The organism is Mycolicibacillus koreensis (genome assembly GCF_002104795.1).
GTDB lineage: Bacteria > Actinomycetota > Actinomycetes > Mycobacteriales > Mycobacteriaceae > Mycobacterium > Mycobacterium koreense.
The window spans coordinates 102,950-119,416 of sequence record NZ_NCXO01000001.1 but is presented as its reverse complement, the minus strand read 5'-3'; the positions used below and the strand labels follow the sequence as shown (position 1 = coordinate 119,416).

At 71.0% G+C, this 16,467-nt stretch carries 15 protein-coding genes; 8 read left to right on the top strand and 7 right to left on the bottom strand.

Features of this window, described 5'->3' with window-relative positions; all coding sequences use genetic code 11:
• Positions 1-3: 3 nt before the first annotated feature.
• Together treY and treZ are read left to right on the top strand one after the other, a co-directional pair.
• Entirely contained in the window at positions 4-2,283 is a 2,280-nt protein-coding gene (treY, locus tag B8W67_RS00570) for a malto-oligosyltrehalose synthase (RefSeq protein WP_085301776.1), read from the top strand.
• Entirely contained in the window at positions 2,276-4,018 is a 1,743-nt protein-coding gene (treZ, locus tag B8W67_RS00565) for a malto-oligosyltrehalose trehalohydrolase (RefSeq protein WP_085301774.1), read from the top strand. Before treY ends, treZ begins: the two co-directional genes overlap by 8 nt.
• Here treZ and ilvA read toward each other — a convergent pair whose 3' ends face one another.
• Together ilvA and B8W67_RS00555 are read right to left on the bottom strand one after the other, a co-directional pair.
• Positions 4,019-5,299: a threonine ammonia-lyase IlvA gene (ilvA, locus tag B8W67_RS00560; RefSeq protein WP_085301772.1), complete on the bottom strand. Its 1,281-nt coding sequence runs from the start codon at positions 5,297-5,299 to the stop codon at positions 4,019-4,021.
• A 28-nt stretch (positions 5,300-5,327) separates the two neighbouring features.
• Positions 5,328-5,765, bottom strand: coding sequence for a nitroreductase family deazaflavin-dependent oxidoreductase (locus tag B8W67_RS00555; RefSeq protein WP_085301770.1), 438 nt, complete (start codon positions 5,763-5,765; stop codon positions 5,328-5,330).
• A gap of 91 nt (positions 5,766-5,856) precedes the next feature.
• Here B8W67_RS00555 and B8W67_RS00550 point away from each other — a divergent pair, with 91 nt between their 5' ends.
• On the top strand, positions 5,857-6,090 hold the full coding sequence (locus tag B8W67_RS00550) for a hypothetical protein (protein WP_069392279.1): 234 nt from the start codon (positions 5,857-5,859) through the stop codon (positions 6,088-6,090).
• Here B8W67_RS00550 and B8W67_RS00545 read toward each other — a convergent pair.
• From B8W67_RS00545 to B8W67_RS00535, 3 genes are read right to left on the bottom strand one after another with little or no spacing between them, the layout of a single operon-like run.
• Positions 6,063-6,587 carry a DUF488 domain-containing protein gene (locus B8W67_RS00545; RefSeq protein ID WP_234793896.1) on the bottom strand — a complete coding sequence of 175 codons (525 nt, stop codon included), beginning with the start codon at positions 6,585-6,587 and terminating at the stop codon, positions 6,063-6,065. The two genes, B8W67_RS00550 and B8W67_RS00545, sit on opposite strands and share 28 nt — an antisense overlap.
• A gap of 11 nt (positions 6,588-6,598) precedes the next feature.
• Positions 6,599-8,419 (bottom strand): fatty acid--CoA ligase FadD11, encoded by a 1,821-nt coding sequence (gene fadD11 / locus B8W67_RS00540; RefSeq protein WP_085301768.1) that lies wholly within the window; start codon positions 8,417-8,419, stop codon positions 6,599-6,601.
• On the bottom strand, positions 8,416-9,225 hold the full coding sequence (locus B8W67_RS00535; RefSeq protein WP_069392277.1) for an enoyl-CoA hydratase/isomerase family protein: 810 nt from the start codon (positions 9,223-9,225) through the stop codon (positions 8,416-8,418). The genes fadD11 and B8W67_RS00535 overlap by 4 nt, the downstream gene beginning before the upstream one ends.
• 190 nt (positions 9,226-9,415) lie before the next feature.
• On the opposite strand from B8W67_RS00535, the gene B8W67_RS00530 reads away from it, so the two are divergent.
• Entirely contained in the window at positions 9,416-10,147 is a 732-nt protein-coding gene (locus B8W67_RS00530; RefSeq protein WP_372507469.1) for a fasciclin domain-containing protein, read from the top strand.
• 38 nt (positions 10,148-10,185) lie between these two features.
• Here B8W67_RS00530 and B8W67_RS00525 read toward each other — a convergent pair whose 3' ends face one another.
• Positions 10,186-10,596 carry a MerR family transcriptional regulator gene (locus B8W67_RS00525; RefSeq protein ID WP_069392276.1) on the bottom strand — a complete coding sequence of 137 codons (411 nt, stop codon included), beginning with the start codon at positions 10,594-10,596 and terminating at the stop codon, positions 10,186-10,188.
• 62 nt (positions 10,597-10,658) lie between these two features.
• Between B8W67_RS00525 and B8W67_RS00520 the strand changes: the two genes are divergently transcribed.
• Positions 10,659-11,153, top strand: coding sequence for a PPOX class F420-dependent oxidoreductase (locus B8W67_RS00520; RefSeq protein WP_085301766.1), 495 nt, complete (start codon positions 10,659-10,661; stop codon positions 11,151-11,153).
• Here B8W67_RS00520 and dnaE read toward each other — a convergent pair.
• Positions 11,143-14,685, bottom strand: a complete 3,543-nt coding sequence (gene dnaE / locus B8W67_RS00515; protein WP_069392275.1) for a DNA polymerase III subunit alpha — start codon at positions 14,683-14,685, stop codon at positions 11,143-11,145. The two genes, B8W67_RS00520 and dnaE, sit on opposite strands and share 11 nt — an antisense overlap.
• A gap of 163 nt (positions 14,686-14,848) precedes the next feature.
• Between dnaE and B8W67_RS00510 the strand changes: the two genes are divergently transcribed.
• Genes B8W67_RS00510 through B8W67_RS00500 form a run of 3 tightly spaced genes read left to right on the top strand, consistent with a single transcriptional unit; the run spans position 14,849 to position 16,463 of the window.
• The gene (locus B8W67_RS00510; protein WP_069392274.1) at positions 14,849-15,073 is read left to right on the top strand and encodes a dodecin family protein; all 225 of its coding nucleotides are present in this window, start codon (positions 14,849-14,851) and stop codon (positions 15,071-15,073) included.
• Positions 15,070-15,693 carry an MliC family protein gene (locus tag B8W67_RS00505; protein ID WP_085301765.1) on the top strand — a complete coding sequence of 208 codons (624 nt, stop codon included), beginning with the start codon at positions 15,070-15,072 and terminating at the stop codon, positions 15,691-15,693. The genes B8W67_RS00510 and B8W67_RS00505 overlap by 4 nt, the downstream gene beginning before the upstream one ends.
• Before the next feature lie 14 nt (positions 15,694-15,707).
• The gene (locus B8W67_RS00500; protein WP_085301868.1) at positions 15,708-16,463 is read left to right on the top strand and encodes a class I SAM-dependent methyltransferase; all 756 of its coding nucleotides are present in this window, start codon (positions 15,708-15,710) and stop codon (positions 16,461-16,463) included.
• Positions 16,464-16,467 lie beyond the last annotated feature (4 nt).

The following is a 16,467-nucleotide window of genomic DNA, read 5'->3' as shown; positions in this document are numbered from 1 at the left end:
CCGATGATCACCCGCGTGCTGTCCACCTACCGGTTGCAGTTGCGCGGTGCCGACAGCGGCGAGCGCTTCGACTTCGACGACGCCGCAGCCCTGGTGGACTACCTCGACGAGTTGGGCGTCAGCCACCTGTACCTGTCGCCGATCCTGACCGCGGTCACCGGATCCAGCCACGGCTACGACGTCACCGACCCCACCTGCGTCTCCCCCGCCCTCGGCGGCCCCGACGGCCTGGCCCGGCTGTCCGCTGCGGCGCGAGCCCGTGGCATGGGACTGATCGTCGACATCGTGCCCAACCACCTCGGGGTCGGCCGCCCCGAGCAGAACCGGTGGTGGTGGGACGTGCTGCGGGCCGGCCGGGGCTCACCGTACGCGGCGTTCTTCGACATCGACTGGGACCTCGACGGCGGCCGCATCGTGCTGCCGGTGCTCGGCTCCGACTCCGACGCCGAGGACCTGCGCGTCGACGGCGACGTGCTGCGCCTCGGGGAGCGCTGCTGGCCGATCGCCGAGGGCACCGGCGCGGGCAGCGCCGCGGCGGTCCACGACCGCCAGCACTACCGCCTGGTGGGCTGGCGCCGCGGGATCTGCGGCTACCGGCGGTTCTTCTCGATCACCGACCTGGCGGCGCTGCGTCAGGAGGACCCGGAGGTCTTCGACGCCTGCCACGCCGAGGTGGCGCGCTGGTTCGCCGAGGACCTCGTCGACGGGGTCCGCATCGACCATCCCGACGGGCTCACCGACCCGGTCGGCTACCTGCGGCGGCTGCGGGCCCTGCTGGGCCCGCGCGCCTGGATCGTCATCGAGAAGATCCTCGCCGCCGACGAGGCTTTGGAGCCGACCCTGCCGATCGCCGGCACCACCGGCTACGACGCGCTGCGGCTCATCGGCGGGGTCTTCGTCGACCCCGCCGGTGCCGCCGATCTCACCGCGCTGGCCGCCGCGGCCGAGCCCGAACCGGTGGCCGCGCTCAAAACCGCCGCGGTGAGCGACACCCTCGCCAGCGAACTGGACCGGCTGCGCCGCACGGTGTCCGCCGAGGCCGGCACCGACGACCCGCAGCTGGCGCAGGCCCTGGCCGCGCTGGTGGCCCGCATCGGGGTGTACCGCTGCGACTACCCGGGGCTGGCGGCGATGCTGCCGACCGCGCTGGCCCACACCGCCGCGGCGGCACCGCGGTTGGCGACGTCGCTGGCGGTGATCGCCACCGCACTGGCCGGTGACGGCACCGCCGGGGCGCGGTTGCAGCAGCTGTGCGGGGCGGCCACCGCCAAGGCGGTCGAGGACTGCCTGTTCTACCGCGATGCGCGGCTGGTGTCGCTCAACGAGGTCGGCGGCGATCCGCAGCGGTTCGGCGTCAGCGTCGCGGAATTCCATCACGCCAACACCCTGCGGGCGCGGCACTGGCCGCAGGCGATGACCACCCTGTCCACCCATGACACCAAACGCGGTGAGGACGTGCGGGCACGCATCAGCGTGCTCTCCCAGATGCCGCGGCGGTGGGCCGAGGTGGTGCGCCGCTGCGAGCAGCTCGCCCCCAGCCCCGCTGTCGACACCGGACTTTTCCTGTGGCAGAACCTCATCGGGGTGTGGCCGCCGGACGGTCCGATCAGCGCCACCTTGCGTGAACGGCTCCGCGACTATGCCCGCAAGGCTGCCCGCGAAGCCGACCGGCACACCGGCTGGGCCGACCCCGACGAGCAGTTCGAGACCGCCCTGACCGGCTGGCTCGATCGTGTCATCGACGGCCCGGCCGCCGCCGAGCTGACCGCGCTGGCCACCGAGATCGCCCCGCACGCCGCCAGCGACGGCCTGGCCCAGAAGCTGCTGGCGCTGACCGTGCCCGGGATCCCCGACGTCTACCAGGGCACCGAACTGTGGGAGGACAGCCTCGTCGACCCCGACAACCGGCGCCCGGTCGATTTCGCTGCGCGGCGCCGGGAGTTGGGCACCGGCGGGCACCCCAAGTTGCAGGTGGTGCGCGCCGCACTGGCCGTGCGCCGCCGCCACCCTAGGGATTTCACCGACGGCGACTACCGTCCGGTGCTCGCCGCCGGTGACGCGGCGGCGCATCTGCTGGCGTTTCGCCGCGGTGCCGACGTGCTGGTCGCCGTCCCCCGCCTCACGGTGCGCCTGGCCGCCGCCGGTTGGGCCGACACCGCGCTGCGGCTGCCCGCCGGCACCTGGACCGACGCGATCAGCGGAGCCCGCCACCGGGGCACGGTCGCGGCGGGCACGCTGTTCGCGACGCTGCCCGCGGTGGCACTGGAGCGCACCGATGGCTGAGTTCGCGGTGTGGGCACCCAAACCCGGGGTGGTCACCCTGGAAGTCGCCGGGGCGACCCATCCGATGACCGCGACCGTCGGCGGCTGGTGGCACGCCGAGGTGCCGGCAGCCCCCGACGCCCGCTACGGCTTCCTGCTCGACGACGACCCGCAGGTGCTGCCCGACCCGCGCTCGGCGCGCCAACCCGACGGGGTGCACGCCCCGTCGCAGCGGTGGGACGCCGGCGCGGCGCGCTGGACCGATCAGGGATGGACCGGCCGCGACCTGCGCGGCGGGGTCCTCTATGAGCTGCACATCGGCACCTTCACCGACGCGGGCACGTTCACCGCCGCGATCGACAAACTCGACTACCTCGTCGACCTGGGGGTCGACGCCGTGGAGCTCATGCCGGTCAACGCGTTCGCCGGGGACCGCGGCTGGGGCTACGACGGTGTGCTCTGGTACGCCGTGCACGAACCCTACGGGGGCCCCGACGGGCTGGTGGCGTTCGTCGACGCCTGCCACGCCCGCGGGCTGGCGGTGCTCATCGACGCGGTCTTCAACCACCTGGGCCCGTCGGGCAACTATCTGCCCCGGTTCGGCCCCTACCAGTCCGAGCACGCCAACCCGTGGGGGCCGGGCATCAACATCGCCGGCCCCGACTCCGACGAGGTGCGCCGGTACATCCTCGACTGCGCGCTGCGCTGGATGCGTGACTTCCACGCCGACGGGCTGCGCCTCGACGCGGTGCACGCGCTGGTCGACACCACCGCGATCGACCTGCTCGAAGAGCTGGCGTGCGAGACCGACCGGCTCGCCGACACGCTGGGACGGCCGTTGACGCTGATCGCCGAGAGCGACGCCAACAACCCGCGGCTGATCACCCCGCGCGCCGCCGGCGGATACGGGCTCACCGCCCAGTGGGACGACGACATCCACCACGCCCTGCACGCCGCGGTCACCGGCGAACGGCAGGGCTACTACGCCGATTTCGGGTCGCTGCAGACCCTGGCCACCACGTTGCGCCACGGGTTCTTCCACGCCGGCACCTACTCGTCGTTCCGGCGCCGCCGCCACGGCCGGCCCCTGGACACCACCGCGGAGACCGGCATCCCGGCCACCGCGCTGCTGGCCTACACCTGCACCCACGACCAGGTCGGCAACCGTGCGCTCGGTGATCGGCCGTCGGCCACGCTGAGCGCCGGTCAGCTGGCGCTCAGCGCCGCGCTGGTGTTGACCTCCCCCTACACCGCGATGCTGTTCATGGGCGAGGAGTGGGGCACGGGGACCCCGTTCCAGTTCTTCAGCTCTCACCCCGAACCGGAGCTGGCGCGCGCCACCGTCGAGGGCCGCCGCCGCGAGTTCGCCGAGCACGGCTGGGACGCCGAAACCGTGCCCGACCCGCAGGACCCGGCGACCTTCCAGCGATCGAAACTGGACTGGGGCGAGCTGAGCAGCGGCGAACACGCCCGGCTCTACCGCTGCTACCGCGACCTGATCGCGCTGCGCCACACCGACGCCGACCTGGCCGACCCGTGGCTGCCGCGGATGCGCATCGACGTCGACGAGGCGGCCCGATGGATCGTGGTGCACCGCGGCGCACTGGCGATCATCGCCAACCTCGGCGAGACACCGGCGACCGTCCCGGTGACCGGTGAGGTCGTCACCGCCTGGGCGCCACCGACTCTGGGCGCCGAGGCGACCACCGTCGACGGGCAGTCGTTCGCGATCCTGCGGACCGCCCGGCATCGGTGATCAGGTCAGATACCGGTAGGCCGGCGAACCCGGCTCCAGGCGTTCGGCGTGCAATTGGGAGGCGGCCATCCGGGCCAGCAGGCCCTCCAGGCCGGCAGCGGACCCCAACTCGATGCCGACGAGCGCCTCCCCGGTCTCCCGGTTGTTGCGCTTGACGTACTCGAACAGGGTGATGTCGTCGTCGGGGCCGAGCACCTCGTCGAGGAAGCGGCGCAACGCGCCGGGCTCCTGCGGGAAGTCGACCAGGAAATAGTGCTTGAGTCCCAGATGCACCAGCGAGCGCTCCAGGATCTCGCCGTAGCGGGAGACGTCGTTGTTGCCGCCGGAGATCAGAGCGACCACCGTCGTCCCGGCCTCGAGGTCGGCCTCGGTGAGCCCGGCCACCGACAGCGCGCCCGCCGGCTCGGCGATGATGCCCTCGTTCTGGTACAGCTCCAGCATCGCGGTGCACACCGCGCCCTCGTCGACCGTGGTCAACGACACCATGTCGCCGGCGGCGGCCAGCACCCGGTAGGGCACCTCCCCGGCGCGGTTGACCGCCGCGCCGTCGACGAACTGGTCGACCTCGCCCAGGGTGACCGGTCCCCCGGCGGCCAGCGCCGCCATCATCGAGGCCGCGCCCGCCGGCTCCACCCCCAGTACGGCGGTGTGGTCGGTGTTCTCGGCCAGATAGCTGGTGATGCCGGCGATGCAGCCGCCGCCGCCGACCGGCACCACCACCAGATCCGGTTCGCCGTCGAGCTGGTCGAGAATCTCCACGGCGATCGTGCCCTGCCCGGCGATGGTGCGCGGATCGTCGAACGGCGGCACCAGCGTCGCCCCGGTGCGCTCCACATCGGCGCGCGCCGCCTCGGCGGCCTGATCGTAGGTGGCTCCCCCGACGATCAGGTCGATGAACTCCCCGCCGTGGTAACGGATCCGGTCACGTTTTTGCCGGGGTGTCTTGCCGGGCACGTAGATGCGCCCCCGTATCCCCAGCGAACGGCAGGCGTAGGCGAAGCCCTGGGCGTGGTTGCCCGCCGAGGAACACACCACCCCGGCGGCGATCTCGGCGTCGGACAGCTGCACCAGCAGGTTGTAGGCGCCGCGCAGCTTGTAGGAGCGCACCGACTGCAGATCCTCGCGCTTGAGGTAGACGTCGGCGCCGGTGGCCGCCGACAGCCGATCGCTGAACTGCAGCGGGGTGCGGGTGATGACCGGATCGATGCGCTCGGCCGCGGCGCGCACGTCCGCGGCGGTCACCGGGGCGGACCCGGCGGTCACGGTCGGTTCGGCAGACACCGGTCAATGGTGCCACCGCGCGGCGGGTTCAGCGCACCGGGGTCAGCACGAACACCGGGATCTCGCGGTCGGTCTTCTTCTGATAGTCGGCGTAGTCGGGGAACGCCGCCACCGCGCGCTCCCACCACAGCGCCTTCTCCTCGCCGAACACCTCGCGGGCGTCGTAGTCACCGACGGAGGTGCCGTCCTGCAGCTCCACCCGCGGGTTCTTGGTGACGTTGTAGTACCAGACCGGATGCTTGGGGGCTCCGCCGAGCGACGCGACGATCGCGTAGCACCCGTCGTGTTCGACCCGCATCAACGGGGTCTTGCGCAGTCTGCCGGTCTTGGCGCCGACACTGGTCAGCAGCACCACGCGCATGCCGCGCAGTTCGGTGCCCTCGGTGCCGCCGGAGGCCATGATCGTCTCGGCATTGCGGCGGGACCAGTCCAACGTGCCTGGGGCGTATTCACCGGAGAGGGGCATCGCCCCAGCCTATGCGCCGCCGCCGACACCGGGAACCCGTCCGCAGTGTTTCGGCTGGCCGAAATCGCGGTTACGAGTTATCGTCGTAGGCATGACCACCCCGGAGTTGCTGCGCACCGACATCCCGGTCGCCGGGGTGCCGTGGCCGGCGCACAAGCTCCTCGCGCTGGCCGCCGGGATGCTGACGTTGGTGCTGGTCGCGGCGGTCACCGGCACGGCCGCCCCGGCGGTGCTCAGCGGTGCCGCGGTCGCCGCGGCGGTCTGGGTGGCACTGGCCGCGGTGCGCGGCGCACCGCGTCAGGGCTCCTCGACGGCCCGGTCGTAGACCAACGCCGCGCCGTCGACGCGAGCTTCGGCGGTGGGCCGGTGGGCCCGTAGCGCCCCGTCGTGCATCAGGTGGCGGACCTCGATCCCGCAGACCAGCGTCAGATAGTCGGCGACCAGCTTGCGGTGGCAGCGCCACCACACCGTCTCCGCGCACATGATCGCGGTCTGCTCGCGTACGGCGCCGTCGAGCAGTTCGGTGATGCCGGCGCGGAACTCCTCGCTGCGCATGTAGCCGGCGTAGGACCGGAACGACGCGTTGCGCAGCGCCACGTCCGGTCCGGAGTCCCCGCCGCGGCGCCACCCGCCCAGCCGTGGCTCCCAGCGGTAGCCGATCCCCGCCGCCGGGAGCCACTGCGCCATCGCCTCGCGGCCCGAATCGGGGTTGTGCCGGCTGCCCGGGGCGGTGCGCACATCCACCAGCTGCGTCACCGCCGCACCCCGGAGCAGCGTGGTGATCTCCGCGGAATCGGCGGTGCCGTGCCCGAACGTCACCACCGTGGTGGTGCTCAGGGCTGCCCCGGGGCCGGCTGGTGGATCTGCGGACCGGGCGGGTCGGCGTAGAGCTCGTCGATCTCGGTGGCGTACTTGCTGGTGATGGGCCGTCGCTTCTTCTTCATCGTCAAGGTGATCTCGTCGCCGCCGGGCTCCCACAGCGTCGGCAGCACGCGGAACCGTTTGATCTGCTCGACCCGCGACAGTGTCGCGTTGCCCGCCGCCACCCCCGCGGCCAGGGTGGCCAGCACCTCCGGGTGGGCGGCCAGCGCACCCGCCGACGCGTCGGGCAGGCCGTAGCGGGCGGCCAGCGGGCCGACCGCATCGGCGTCGAACACCAGCAGCGCGGTCACATAGGGGCGGGCGTCCCCGATCGCCACGATCGAGCCGATCAGCGGGCAGGCCGCCAGGATCGCGTTCTCGATGTTCGCCGGCGACATGTTCTTGCCGGCGGCGTTGATGATCAGCTCCTTCTTCCGGTCGACGATCCGCAGATAGCCGTCGTCGTCGCAGGTCAAGATGTCCCCGGTGTGCAGCCAGCCGTCCGGGTCGATCGCCTCGGCGGTCTTGGCCGGCTCCTTGCGGTAGCCCCGCATCACCAGCGGGCCGCGCACCAGGAACTCCCCATCGTCGGCGATGCGGGACTCCAGCCCGGGCAGCAACCGCCCGACGGTGCCGGGGCGCGCCTCATCGGGATGGGCCACCGAGGCCACACAGCTGAGCTCCGACATCCCCCACACCTCGGTGATCGGGATGCCCAGCCCGGCGAAGAACCCCAGCGTCTCCTTGGGCACCGGCGCAGCCCCGGAGGCCGCCCACCGCAGCTGGTCCAGACCGAGCTTGCTGCGCAACGCGCCCAGCACCAGCGCGTCGGCCTGCTCCCACTGCCCGGCGGTCTCGGCGTCGAGGTCGGTGCCGGCGATGAGCGCGTCGGCTTTCATCGCGGCCACCGACAGCGCCCACCCCAGCGCGTCGCGGCGCTGCGGGTCGGTCTCGGCCTGCACGGCGAACTCGATGCCGGCCTTGAGTTTCTCCCACACCCGCGGCACCCCCGCCCAGACGGTCGGGCGCACGTCGGGCAGGGCGGCCGCGATCGCGGCCGGGTCGGCGACGGTGGTGACCTGCACCCCGAAGATCTCCTGGTTGTACAGCGCCATCAGCCGGTCGGCGATGTGGGCCGACGGCAGATAGGAGGTGGTCCGGTCGCCGTAGCGGATGCCGAGCACCCGGTTCATCGCGTCGGCCTCGAACAGCAGACTGGCGTGGGTCATCTCCACACCCTTGGGGTTGCCGGTCGTGCCGGAGGTGTAGATCAGCGTGACGACGTCGTCGGGGGTCACCGCGCGCCAGGTGGCCTCGAAGTCGAAATCCGGGCGCGCCGCGGCGAGCAGTTCGTCCATCGACATCGCTCCGGCGGGCACCTGCCCGCGGTCACCGTCGATGCAGACCACATGCTGCGGCGGCGCGCCGCTGGCGAGGATCCGTTCGACGTACTGAGCCTCGCAGAACACCAGTGCGGTCCCGGCGTTGTCGAACAGGTAGCGCAACTGGTCGGCCGGCAGCGTGTTGTACACCGAGAACGCGGTGGCCCCGATGTGTTGGGCGCCGACCTCCAGCGGATAGAACTCGATCCGGTTGGCCATCATCAGCGCCACGGTGTCGCCGCGGCGCACCCCCAGTCCGTCGAGCCCGGCGGCGACCGCGCGCACCTGCTCGGCGTACTCGCGCCAGGTGAGCTGTTCGGTGTCGCCCACGGTGCGCAGCGCCACCGCGTCGGGGTCGGTCGCCGCCACCGTCTGGAACGCCGCGCAGACGGTGCGGGGTGCGGCGCTCATCGTGTCGTCCCCGCGGCGCGGTTGGCCAGATCGCGGTTGGCCAGATACTGTGCTGCGGCCCGGCGGGATTCGGTGTCGTTCATCGCGGCGAGCAGACTGTCCGCGTCGTTCCACGCCCGTCCCGGGTCGACCATCCCGGCGGTCACGGCATTGGTGTGACGTTTGGTGGCGCTCAGGGTCATCGCCGATTTGGTGACCAGTGCCGCGGTCAACTCCTCGACCGCGGCGTCGAGGTCGCCGGCGGGCACGACCCGGTTGAGGAACCCGGCCGTCTTCGCCTCGGCGGCGTCGAACGGGCGGCAGGTCAAAACCAACTCCTTGGCCAGTGCCGGGCCGATCTCGCGGACCAGCCGCGGGATCCCGCCCCACGCCAACGGGATACCCAGGTCCACCTCGGGAATCGAGAACCGCGCGTCCTCGGCGGCCACCCGCAGATCACAGGCCGCGGCCAGCACCAGAGCCCCGCCCACGCAGTGACCGTGGATGCGGGCCACCGTGACCGCGGTCATCGCCTCGATCGCCTCGGCCATCTGGCGCCCGGCGTCGGCGGCGGCGCGCAGGGCGGCGGTGTCGGAGTCCACCGCGGTGAACGCGGCCAGGTCGGCACCGGCGCTGAACGCCCTGCCGTGACCGCCGATCACGACGACTTTCACCTGCGGTTGTTCGTCGAACCACCGCGCCACGGCGACGAGTTCACGCAACGTCACCGTGCCCAGCGGGTTGAGCTTGTCCGGGCGGTTGAGCATGATCGTGCCGCGCTCACCGTCGGCGCGGACCTCCAGCGTGGTCGTGGCGGGGGCCTCCATGACCTCGACGCTAGCGGCGCAACGCGCGCCGAGGCGGCCATTTCATCGAGCCGGTGTCCGCGATCGGCGTGTCGAGGCGGTCATCGCGGCCGGCGGCTGACCCGGTAACGTCGGGGCCGCCCCGCGCGACTTCGCTGTTGGGTAATCACGACACCGGATCGTGTCGGCCACACTGATGAAGGAGCTCACTGTGAAGATCGGGTCAGGTAAGGCGTCGGGGCACCCCTGGCGGAGGGCCGCCGGGCTGGCGGCGGTCGCCGCGGTGGCCGTCTCGCCGCTGGTCATCGGTACCGCGGCCGCGGAGCCGGAGCCGAAGCCGAGCGCGCCGGTCCCCGATCCGCAGGGTCCGGGCTGTGACGCCTTCAAGGCCGCGGTGCCGGACTGGAAGGACTTCGCCGGCCAGCCGGTGGGCACCGTGCTCGCCGGGATCCCGGACATCTCCACGTTCAACTCGCTGATCTCCGGGCAGGCCAACCCGGCCGCCAACATCGTTCCGGTGCTCAACAACGGCCCCTACGTGGTGTTCGCGCCGTCGAACGAGGCGTTCGCCGCCATGGAGCCGGGCCGGCTCGACGCGATCACCGCAGATCCCGCCGCGGTGACCAAGCTCGGCTACTACCACGCGTTCCTCGGCCTGCTCGGCCCCGACCAGGTGCACGGGCAGTGGCCCACCCAGGACGGCGCGCCGATCAAGGTCGACGGCAAGGGCGGCGACGTGACCGTCAACGACACCGCCAAGAACGTCTGCGGGGGCATCTCGGCGGCCAACGCGCAGATCTACATCATCGACGCGGTGCTCGACCCGGCGCAGGCCCCGCCGCCGATCGGCACGTCGCCGGATGCGGCCGCCACCCCTGAGCAGGCGCCCGCCCAGGATGCCGAAGACGCCGAGGAGCCGGCGACCGAACCGGCCGACGGCTGACGCGCACCACCGTGGGGCCGACTCCGCCCCACGGGTCATCACGGCCGGGATGACCCCTCGGTGACCGCGCCGAGCGGCGGGTGCACCCCGCAGGTGCAGGCGTCGATCGATGGGCACGTGCAGCGCAGGCCCCAGGCCACGACGGCACGGGCTTCCCGCAGGGCTGCGATACGGGTGTCGATCTCGGCGAGCTTGGCCGCACCGAGCGCCCGGCTCGCCGGCCGCCCCGGTTCCTCGTCGGCGACGAGCACCCGAATCTCCGGCAGGGTGAACCCGGCGATCTTGCACAACCCGATCACCCGCAGCCGCGCCAGCACCGTCTCCGGGTAGCGGCGCTGCCCGGAGACGCGAGTCGGCGGCACCAGCACGCCGATCTGCTCGTAGTATCGCAGCGTGCTCGCCGCCACCCCGGCACGCCGGGCCACCTCGCCGATGCTCAACTGGGTCACGAGGACCTCCCCCTGCAGCGGACCCTTGACTTCAAGTCAACTTTAAGGCGTTGACTGCGGTCATGACCATCCGTTCGTGCCCTCCCCCTCTTTCCACGGCCGACTCCGCCCACCCGCTGTCGCAGGGCCGCTACCTGCTGTTGCGCAGCTACCGCCGAGACGGCCGCGCCGTGGACACCCCGGTGTGGTTCCTCCTCGACGGTGACACGGTGCTGTTGCGCACCAAGATCGGCCCGAAAACGCGTCGGTTGACGGCGAACCCGGTCGTGGCACTCACCGTCTGCGACCACCGTGGCCGGGTCCGCCCCGACGCGCCGACGACGACCGGTCGGGCGAGAATCCTGCGCGGAGCCGAGGCCGAGCACGCCAACCGGATGCTGCATCGCCGCTACGGTTGGCAGTGGAACGTGGTGCCGCTGCTCCGGCTGCCCGGGATCGTCAACGTCCATCGCGGGTTGCCGTGGCGCGAGAAGCTGCGGCGGCTCACCGCGACGAGGCTCTGGCCGGACAGCGCGATCGTCGCGGTGACGGTGCCGGCCGCGTCGGTCAGCCGCTGAGGCAGCTCGGCCCGAGCAGCGCCTTCAGATCGCCCATCAGGGCCGAGGACGGGGTGACCCGCAGCGCGGAGTCCAATTCCAACACGGTGACCCGCTCTCCGGAGATGAGGCGCAGCCGCACCGCCGAGGTGCCCGGGTGGCGGGTGAGTACCTGTTTGAGTGCGCTGACCTTGTCGTGGGTGCATTGCCGGGTGGGCAGGCTCACCGCCAGTGGCCGGTCGGCGGCCGCAGCCGAGAAGTCCGGGACCACCAGTTCGTTGGCGATCAGCGAGATCCGGTCGTCCTGGTTGCGCACCTTACCGCTGACCAACACCACCGCGTCGTCGGCGACCTCGGCGCCGAACGCCGAATAGGTGTGCGGGAAGAACATCACCTCGATGCCCCCGGTGAGATCTTCCAACTGTGCTGAGGCCCACGGCATCCCGTTGCGGTTGACCCGCCTGTTCACCGAGGCGAGGATGCCGCCCACCCGCACCTGGGTGTCGTTGGGCACCGCGCCCTCCAGGATCAACGGGATCGCGGTGTCGACCTGGGCGGCCAAGAGGTGGGCGATCCCGGTCAGCGGATGGCCCGACACGTACAGCCCGAGCATCTCGCGCTCCAGGGCGAGCTTGTGTTTGTCCTCCCACTCCTCGTCTGGGACCTTGATCGTGAACACCGCGTCGTTGTCGCCGGAATCATCACCGCCGCCGAACAGGTCGAACTGACCCATCGCCTCGGCCTTCTTCGTGCCCAGCACCGAGTCGACCGCGTCGGTGTGCACCAGAAACAGGCCCTTGCGGGGATGGCCGAGGGAGTCGAACGCCCCGGCCTTGATCAACGACTCGGTGACCTTCTTGTTGCAGGCGGCGACGTCGATCTTGTGCAGATAGTCGGAGAAGTCGGTGAACTTGCCCTTCTCGGTGCGGCTGGCGATCAACGAGCTCACCACGTTGGCGCCGACGTTGCGGACCGCCCCCAGGCCGTAGCGGATGTCGCTGCCGACGGAGTTGAACACCAGCCCGGACTCGTTGACGTCGGGGGGCATGACGGTGATCCCCAACCGGCGACAGTCGGCCAGGTAGATCGCCGCCTTGTCCTTGTCGTCGCCGACCGAGGTCAACAGTCCCGCCATGTATTCGGCCGCGAAGTTGGCCTTCAGGTACGCCGTCCAGTAGGACACCAGCCCGTAGCCGGCCGCGTGGGACTTGTTGAACGCGTAGCCGGCGAACGGCAACACGGTGTCCCACAGTGCTTTGATCGCCGCGGCGGAGAACCCGTTGGCCTGCATGCCCTCGGAGAATCCCTCGAACTCGGCCTCGAGGACCTCGGCCTTCTTCTTGCCCATCGCCTTGCGCAGAATGTCGGCTCGGGCCAGCGAGTACCCGGCCACCTTCTGCGCGATCCGCATGATCTGTTCCTGGTAGACGATCAGACCGTAGGTCTCGGCGAGGATCTCCTCGAGCGGCTCGGCGAGTTCGGGATGGATGGGGGTGACCGGCTGGCGCCCATTTTTGCGATCGGCGTAGTCGTTGTGGGCGTTCTGGCCCATCGGGCCCGGCCGGTACAGCGCGAGGACCGCGACGATGTCCTCGAAACCGGTGGGCTGCATGCGCCGCAGCAAGTCGCGCATCGGGCCGCCGTCGAGCTGGAAGACCCCCAATGTGTCTCCGCGGCCGAGTAACTCGTAGGTCGCCGGGTCGTCCATCGGCACCGTATCGAGGTCCAAGTCGATGCCGCGGTTGGCTTTGATGTTGTCGATTGCGTCGCCGATGATGGTGAGGTTCCGCAACCCCAGGAAGTCCATCTTCAGCAGGCCGATCGCCTCACACGACGGGTAGTCCCACCCGGTGATGATCGCGCCGTCCTGGGGCCGCTTCCACAGGGGGATCGCGTCGATGAGCGGCTCACAGCTCATGATCACCGCGCAGGCGTGCACCCCGGCGTTGCGGACCAGACCTTCCAAGCCCAGCGCGGTCTGGTAGATGGTGCGTACATCGGGGTCGGTGTCGATCAGTCCCCGAACCTCGGCGGCCTCCTTGTAGCGCTCATGGGTGGGGTCGGTGATCCCGGACAGTGGAATGTCTTTGGCCATGATCGGCGGCGGCAACGCCTTGGAGATCCGGTCGGCGATCGCGAAGCCGGGCTGCCCGTAGTGTACCCGCGCCGAATCCTTCAGTGCGGCCTTGGTTTTAATCGTTCCGAAGGTGATCACCTGCGCCACCCGGTCATGCCCCCACTTCTCGGCGGCGTAGCGCACCATTTCCCCGCGGCGGCGGTCGTCGAAGTCGATGTCGATGTCGGGCATCGAGGTGCGTTCGGGGTTGAGGAACCGTTCGAAGAGCAGCCCGTGCGGGATCGGGTCGATGTCGGTGATCCGTAGCGCGTAGGCGACCAGCGACCCCGCCGCCGAACCACGGCCGGGACCGACCCGGATCCCCACCGAGCGCGCGTAGCCGATCAGGTCGGCGACGATCAGGAAGTACGACGGGAACCCGGCGTTGCAGATCACCTCGATCTCGTAGCCGGCCCGTTCGTGGTAGCCGGGGGGTACCCCGTCGGGGAATCGGGCGGCCAGCCCGGCGTCGACCTCGTGACGCAACCAGGAGGCCGGGTCGTGGCCGTCGGGAACGGGGAAGACCGGCATCCGGTTGCGCGGCGTCCACACGTCGGCGTAGGAGGACACCCGTTCGGCGATGAGCAGGGTGGCATCGCAGGCGCCGGGCAGGGTGTCGTCCCACAGTGCCCGCATCTCGGCCGCCGACTTCAGGTAGTAGCCGTCGCCGTCGAATTTGAACCGGGTCGGATCCGACAGGGTCTTTCCGGTCTGCACACACAGCAGCGCCTCGTGGCCCTGGGCGGCCTCGCGGGTCACATAGTGGCAGTCGTTGGTGGCCAGCGCCGGGATGCCGAGGGTGCGGCCGATCTCCAGCAGGCCGTCGCGGACCCGCCGCTCGATCTCCAGGCCGTGGTCCATCACCTCCAGGAAATAGTTCTCCGCCCCGAAGATCTCCCGCCACGTCCCCGCCGCTTCCAGTGCCTCGCGGTACTGGCCGAGCCGCAGCCGGGTCTGCACCACCCCCGACGGGCACCCGGTGGTCGCGATGATGCCCTCGGCGTGCTCGGCGATGATCTCGGCGTCCATGCGTGACCATTTGCCCAGTTGACCCTCGAACGACGCGAGCGAGGACAGCTTGAACATGTTGCGCAGCCCGGTCGCGTTCTCGGCGACCATGGTCAGGTGGGTGTAGGCGCCGCTGCCGGACACGTCGTCGCTCTTCTGGCTGGGATCGCCCCACCGGACCCGTTTGGTGTCGAACCGCGACCCCGGCGCCACGTAGGCCTCGACCCCGATGATCGGTTTGATGCCGGCCTCGGTGGCGGCGTTGTAGAACTCACTGGCCCCGAACATGTTTCCGTGGTCGGTCATGCCGACCGCCGGCATCCCCAACCGCTGCGCCTCGGCGATCATCGGGTTGATCTTGGCGGCACCGTCGAGCATCGAGTACTCGGTGTGGTTATGCAGGTGCACGAACGAATCAGAGGTGGCCATAGCCAGGTCAGTCTATGGCCCGTGCCCGACATCGGGTGGGCGTGTCGCGGTTGCGTGTCTTTCCCCGATCGCGCCGGTGTCCGACCGAGCAGATCGGGGGTTGGCCAGACAGCACCGGCCCCGCTGTTCTAGCTTGGGTGTTCGTGAAGCTGAGGAGGCAGGCATGAGTGTGTACAAGGTCACCGAGTTGATCGGCACGTCCACGGTGTCGTGGGAGGACGCCGCGGCCGAGGCCGTGCGGCGAGCCCAGCACACCATCCACGACGTGCGGGTTGCCGAAGTCGTCGAGCAGGACATGGCCCTCGACGAGGAAGGCAAGATCACCTACCGCACCAAACTGCGGATCTCGTTCAAGATCAGGCCGCCGCAGTCGCCGTCGGGCCAGTGATCCGGGCGCTCGCCGCACCGCTGCTGGCGGCCGCGGCGGTGTTGGCCGGCTGCTCGTCGCCGGAGCCGGACCCGGCCGCCGCCTTGGACATCGACTGCGCCACCGAGTCGGCGGGTCCGGCGGTGACCGAGGTGATTTGCGCGGATCCGCAGTTGGCCGCCCTCAACGACCGGCTCGCCGAGACCTACCGGCTAGCCCGGCAGCGACCCGATACCGAGGGGCTGGCCGCGGCGCAGCGCGGGTGGACCGCGCAGCGGAACGACTGCGCCCAGCGTCCCGGGGTGCCCGCGGCGGTCACCGACTGTCTGCGCGAGGCGTATCGGACGCGGCTGGCCGAGGTGGCGATCACCGATCCGGCCGTGGCCCCCGACGCGGCGGCGGTGTTCGACCGCTGCCGCGGCAGCGACGAGGAACCGGTGTCGCCGCTGGAGGTGGCGTTCTACAACGACCTGGATCCGGCCGTCGTGGTGCTCACCTGGCAGGGCGACCGTGAGGTCGCGTTCATCGAGCCTGCGGCCAGCGGCTCCCGCTACACCCGTACCGGCGTCCAGTACTGGGAACATCACGGTGAGGCCGCCGTCGACTTCTACGGCAACGCCTTCCGCTGCCTGACCCGGTGAGCGCCGCCGGCGGGATGCGCTTCGAGGACCTGGTCGCCGAGGCGGCTGCGGCACCGGTCGACGGCTGGGATTTCACCTGGCTGGCCGGACGGGCCACCGAGGAACGCCCGCCGTGGGGTTATCAGCGGGCACTCGGCGCGCGGCTGGCGACGGTGACCGCCGCGGTGGATCTGCAGACCGGCGGCGGGGAGGTGCTGGCGGGGGTGCCCACACTGCCGCCCACCATGGCGGCCACCGAGGGGTGGCCACCCAATGCCGAGCGTGCCACCGCACTGCTGCATCGGCGCGGGGTGGTGGTGGTCACCGCCGACCGTCCGCCGCTGCCGTTCGCCGACAATGCCTTCGACCTGGTGTGCAGCCGTCACCCCAACGAGGTGTGGTGGACCGAGATCGCCCGGGTGCTGCGTCCCGGCGGGGGTTACTTCGCCCAGCATGTGGGCCCGGGCACCGCGCGCGAGCTCATCGAGTTCTTCCGGGTGCCGCAACCGGACTTCGGTGCGCACCGGGACCCGACCGCCGAGACGGCGGCGGCCACCGCCGCCGGGCTCACCGTCGAGCGGGCAAGCCTGCAGCGGCTGCGGATGGAGTTCTTCGACGTCGGCGCCGTCGTCTACTACCTGCGCAAGGTGATCTGGCTGGTGCCCGACTTCGACGTCGAGGCCGACCGGGCGCGGCTGCGCGACCTGCACGAACGCCTCACCGCCGGCGGGCCGTTCGTCGCCCACGCCACCCGGGTGCTCGTCGAGGCCCACAAACCCGGCCCCCGCTGAGCGT

Excerpts from the sequence above, each read along its gene's own strand:
- treY (WP_085301776.1), top strand. The coding sequence starts at position 4 with ATGATCACCCGCGTGCTGTCCACCTACCGGTTGCAGTTGCGCGGTGCC.
- treZ (WP_085301774.1), top strand. The coding sequence starts at position 2,276 with ATGGCTGAGTTCGCGGTGTGGGCACCCAAACCCGGGGTGGTCACCCTG.
- B8W67_RS00555 (WP_085301770.1), bottom strand. The coding sequence starts at position 5,765 with ATGCCCCTCTCCGGTGAATACGCCCCAGGCACGTTGGACTGGTCCCGC.
- B8W67_RS00550 (WP_069392279.1), top strand. The coding sequence starts at position 5,857 with ATGACCACCCCGGAGTTGCTGCGCACCGACATCCCGGTCGCCGGGGTG.
- fadD11 (WP_085301768.1), bottom strand. The coding sequence starts at position 8,419 with ATGAGCGCCGCACCCCGCACCGTCTGCGCGGCGTTCCAGACGGTGGCG.
- B8W67_RS00535 (WP_069392277.1), bottom strand. The coding sequence starts at position 9,225 with ATGGAGGCCCCCGCCACGACCACGCTGGAGGTCCGCGCCGACGGTGAG.
- B8W67_RS00520 (WP_085301766.1), top strand. The coding sequence starts at position 10,659 with ATGACCATCCGTTCGTGCCCTCCCCCTCTTTCCACGGCCGACTCCGCC.
- dnaE (WP_069392275.1), bottom strand. The coding sequence starts at position 14,685 with ATGGCCACCTCTGATTCGTTCGTGCACCTGCATAACCACACCGAGTAC.
- B8W67_RS00510 (WP_069392274.1), top strand. The coding sequence starts at position 14,849 with ATGAGTGTGTACAAGGTCACCGAGTTGATCGGCACGTCCACGGTGTCG.
- B8W67_RS00500 (WP_085301868.1), top strand. The coding sequence starts at position 15,708 with ATGCGCTTCGAGGACCTGGTCGCCGAGGCGGCTGCGGCACCGGTCGAC.